Here is a 2,803-nt window from a genome sequence, read left to right as displayed (position 1 = left end):
ATTATATGTTATCAATAATTGCAATACATTAATAGTTAGAATATAAGTCGAATTATAAATTCGAGTTTTCTTATATGAATACACAATATATAATAAGAAAACCTTTAAAACATTATAAAATTGATTAAACTGAGGAGGGTTATTATGACATTTTATGATTTCGTTATTGGTTTTATTAATGATGATACGCCTCTTGGAAGTTTAGCAAATTATATCGTGAATGATCACGATTTTCCAAAACACGAACATAATAATAAAGCAATTAGAGCTTATGTTATGTCAAATTATGTCGACCATCAGCTTATTGAAAGCGCTAACCGTGCCATTAGTCTTTATAAATTAATTTGAGTGTGCGTTATACCAGTTTTGCGTATTTAATGCCTTCCACACATCTTTTGTTTTAAAATTAATCTCATTATCTTTTATTGAAAATGGTTGAATAATATCCTTATCCATCCATGAATTGATAAGTTCGCATGGAACTCCATCTAGTAACATATCTGATTTACTTATAATAAAACATTCCCACTCTAATGAGAGCTTGTTAGGATTAACATAACTATACTCATTATGATTGCTCATAATTAACACTCCTTTAGTAATTGTAAATCCTATATTAATTTATACCCGCCATAATAGGACTCAAACTACATAATTATTTTTTTGCCTTATATCATTTTTGAAAATTAAGAAATTAATGTATAATATTATTTAATTATAAAGTTTTAAGATATAGCCAAATTTAACATTAGTGGATTAAATACATTGCACTAATTTAGTTGTAATGTTTTTATTTTCAAAAATAAAAAATTGAGGTGTAGTAAATGTCTAAAACACTTTATTTAATGAGACATGGTCAAACAATGTTTAATTTAAGAGGGAAAGTTCAGGGAGCAAGTGACTCTCCATTAACAAAATTAGGGATTTCACAAGCTCAAATAGCTGGACAATATTTAAAAAATAAAAACATTAAGTTTGATAGTTTGTATTCATCAAGTTCTGAGCGTGCATGTGATACTTTAGAAAATGTAGCGCCTAACACGCCTTATCAACGCTCTAAAGGATTAAAAGAGTGGAGCTTTGGTTTATTTGAAGGTGAAAGTGTAGATTTATTAACGGCGACATGGGATAATAGCGATTTATTTGGTAATCGTTTAGTCGCATTTGAAGGAGATTCAAGAGAAGAAGTAGAAAAACGTTTAAATCGTACGTTAACAGAGATGATGGAAGAGTCAGAGGGTTCAACCGTTTTAGCGGTGAGCCATGGGACTGGCATTCAAGCCTTTTTAAGAACGTGGATTGGAGATGCTGCAGCATCAGAAGTAGCTATAGGAAATTGCCATATTTTAAAATTTGAATATGACAATCATCAATTTAAATACATTGAAAAAATAGATCCAATTGAAGAAGTAAAACATTAGAGTTAAATAGCGTGAGCGTTAAAGTGAAGATGTCTTTGAAAGTATACATACTCACTTTAACGCTCACTTTTTTAGTTTTAAAATCTAAAAAAATATATGCCAAATTTTAGTAATAATTATGAATGCCACTATCAAAATAATAATACTTGATAATTTATTTAAAAGAAGAACAAGCTTGCCAGATTTATCAATTTGACCTACTGTGCGTCCAAGGACAGCTAAAAAGATAAACCATATCCAAGAAATGGAAATTGTCGCTAATGTAAATGCTACCTTTTCAGAACCAAAATAAGCAGAAGCACTGGTACCAATGACTCCAATAGTGTCCATAATCGCATGCGGATTTAATAAGGACACTGACAAAGCAAAGCTAATTTGTTTACGCGGTGAAAAAGTTTGATGCGATACCTCTATTGTTTGAGGGAAGGCGTGCCACAATGTCCAGGTCATATAAAACAAAAATATTAGACCGATGATATAAATAATTAATTGCAACACAGGAATGGTAAGTAAGATGATTGAAACCCCTATAACCGCTAAAAGAATTAAAATTGTATCACATAAACCTGCAGTAATAATCACAGGAATGACTCGTTTTAATTTAGCATGGTTTGCGCCTTGATTGAAAATAAAAATATTTTGCGCGCCTAATGGCAAAATTAAGCCTAAAGCTAATAATAACCCGTGAATTGTTGCCTGAATCAAAAAATCACCCCATATATTACGACGCTAAATAATTAAAATTTTCCAAAAATTTAAAATGTAACATTTATTATAATACATTAATGGAAATTAGCTAGAGTGATTTTTGATATGATGAATGCTTGTTTATATGCATTTTGAAATATTTAATTAATATCATAAATTAGCCAATGAACATCGAAATATTCATCGCCGACTTTGGCGGAATTTTCTTCTAAACCAAGCATTTCAAAGCCGAAAGAAGTAAAGAATATTTTGCCACTAATATTATTAGAAGTGACGCAAGTCATTAATTTTTCAATTCCTTGTTCTTTCGCATAATCAATGACTTCACATACTAAATCTTGAGCGATGACTTCGTCTTCTTTAACTTTCAAGAAGAGGTTTTCAACGATAGCTTTATGCTGTCTTCCAATTTGTCTCATTTGACGCAATGTCACGCAAGCTGCGAGTTCGTTATCTTTAAATATACCGAATATATTCCAATATTTATCATTTGGAGAGAGGATGTTGAGTAGATAATCATCCGAAACATGTTGGTAATAAAATTGATCCCAAGAAAATGTATAGGAATTATTTGCTAATAACACTTTGTAAATTTCTAAATCTTCAGTTTTAAGTATCCGAATATTAGCCATTATATCCTCCTCATATACCATATAAAACGTTTAATAATATAA

The 2,803-nt window shown here is 30.2% G+C and carries 5 protein-coding genes; 2 read left to right on the top strand and 3 right to left on the bottom strand.

Translation table 11 applies throughout. The features are described from left to right. Window positions 1-144: 144 nt before the first annotated feature. Window positions 145-348 carry a sterile alpha motif-like domain-containing protein gene (locus tag CD127_RS11455; protein WP_103297845.1) on the top strand — a complete coding sequence of 68 codons (204 nt, stop codon included), beginning with the start codon at window positions 145-147 and terminating at the stop codon, window positions 346-348. Here the strand turns inward: CD127_RS11455 and CD127_RS11450 are convergent. After that, window positions 340-582 carry a hypothetical protein gene (locus tag CD127_RS11450; RefSeq protein ID WP_103297846.1) on the bottom strand — a complete coding sequence of 81 codons (243 nt, stop codon included), beginning with the start codon at window positions 580-582 and terminating at the stop codon, window positions 340-342. The genes CD127_RS11455 and CD127_RS11450 overlap by 9 nt on opposite strands. Window positions 583-824: 242 nt before the next feature. Between CD127_RS11450 and CD127_RS11445 the strand changes: the two genes are divergently transcribed. Further along, on the top strand, window positions 825-1,421 hold the full coding sequence (locus tag CD127_RS11445; protein ID WP_103366793.1) for a histidine phosphatase family protein: 597 nt from the start codon (window positions 825-827) through the stop codon (window positions 1,419-1,421). Window positions 1,422-1,505: 84 nt separating this feature from the next. Here the strand turns inward: CD127_RS11445 and CD127_RS11440 are convergent, their stop codons facing one another. Both CD127_RS11440 and CD127_RS11435 read right to left on the bottom strand, forming a co-directional pair. Then, window positions 1,506-2,126, bottom strand: coding sequence for a LysE/ArgO family amino acid transporter (locus CD127_RS11440; protein WP_174694741.1), 621 nt, complete (start codon window positions 2,124-2,126; stop codon window positions 1,506-1,508). Window positions 2,127-2,269: 143 nt separating this feature from the next. Then, window positions 2,270-2,761, bottom strand: coding sequence for a GNAT family N-acetyltransferase (locus CD127_RS11435; RefSeq protein WP_103366792.1), 492 nt, complete (start codon window positions 2,759-2,761; stop codon window positions 2,270-2,272). Window positions 2,762-2,803 lie beyond the last annotated feature (42 nt).

It is taken from the genome of Staphylococcus petrasii (genome assembly GCF_002902565.1).
Taxonomy (GTDB): Bacteria; Bacillota; Bacilli; order Staphylococcales; family Staphylococcaceae; genus Staphylococcus; species Staphylococcus petrasii.
The sequence above is the reverse complement of the archived record's forward strand: the minus strand, read 5'-3'. Positions and strand labels throughout refer to the sequence as shown.

What these genes read in the sequence shown, in the direction of transcription:
- CD127_RS11455 (WP_103297845.1), top strand. Translation starts at nt 145, where the DNA reads ATGACATTTTATGATTTCGTTATTGGTTTTATTAATGATGATACGCCT.
- CD127_RS11435 (WP_103366792.1), bottom strand. Translation starts at nt 2,761, where the DNA reads ATGGCTAATATTCGGATACTTAAAACTGAAGATTTAGAAATTTACAAA.
- CD127_RS11445 (WP_103366793.1), top strand. Translation starts at nt 825, where the DNA reads ATGTCTAAAACACTTTATTTAATGAGACATGGTCAAACAATGTTTAAT.
- CD127_RS11450 (WP_103297846.1), bottom strand. Translation starts at nt 582, where the DNA reads ATGAGCAATCATAATGAGTATAGTTATGTTAATCCTAACAAGCTCTCA.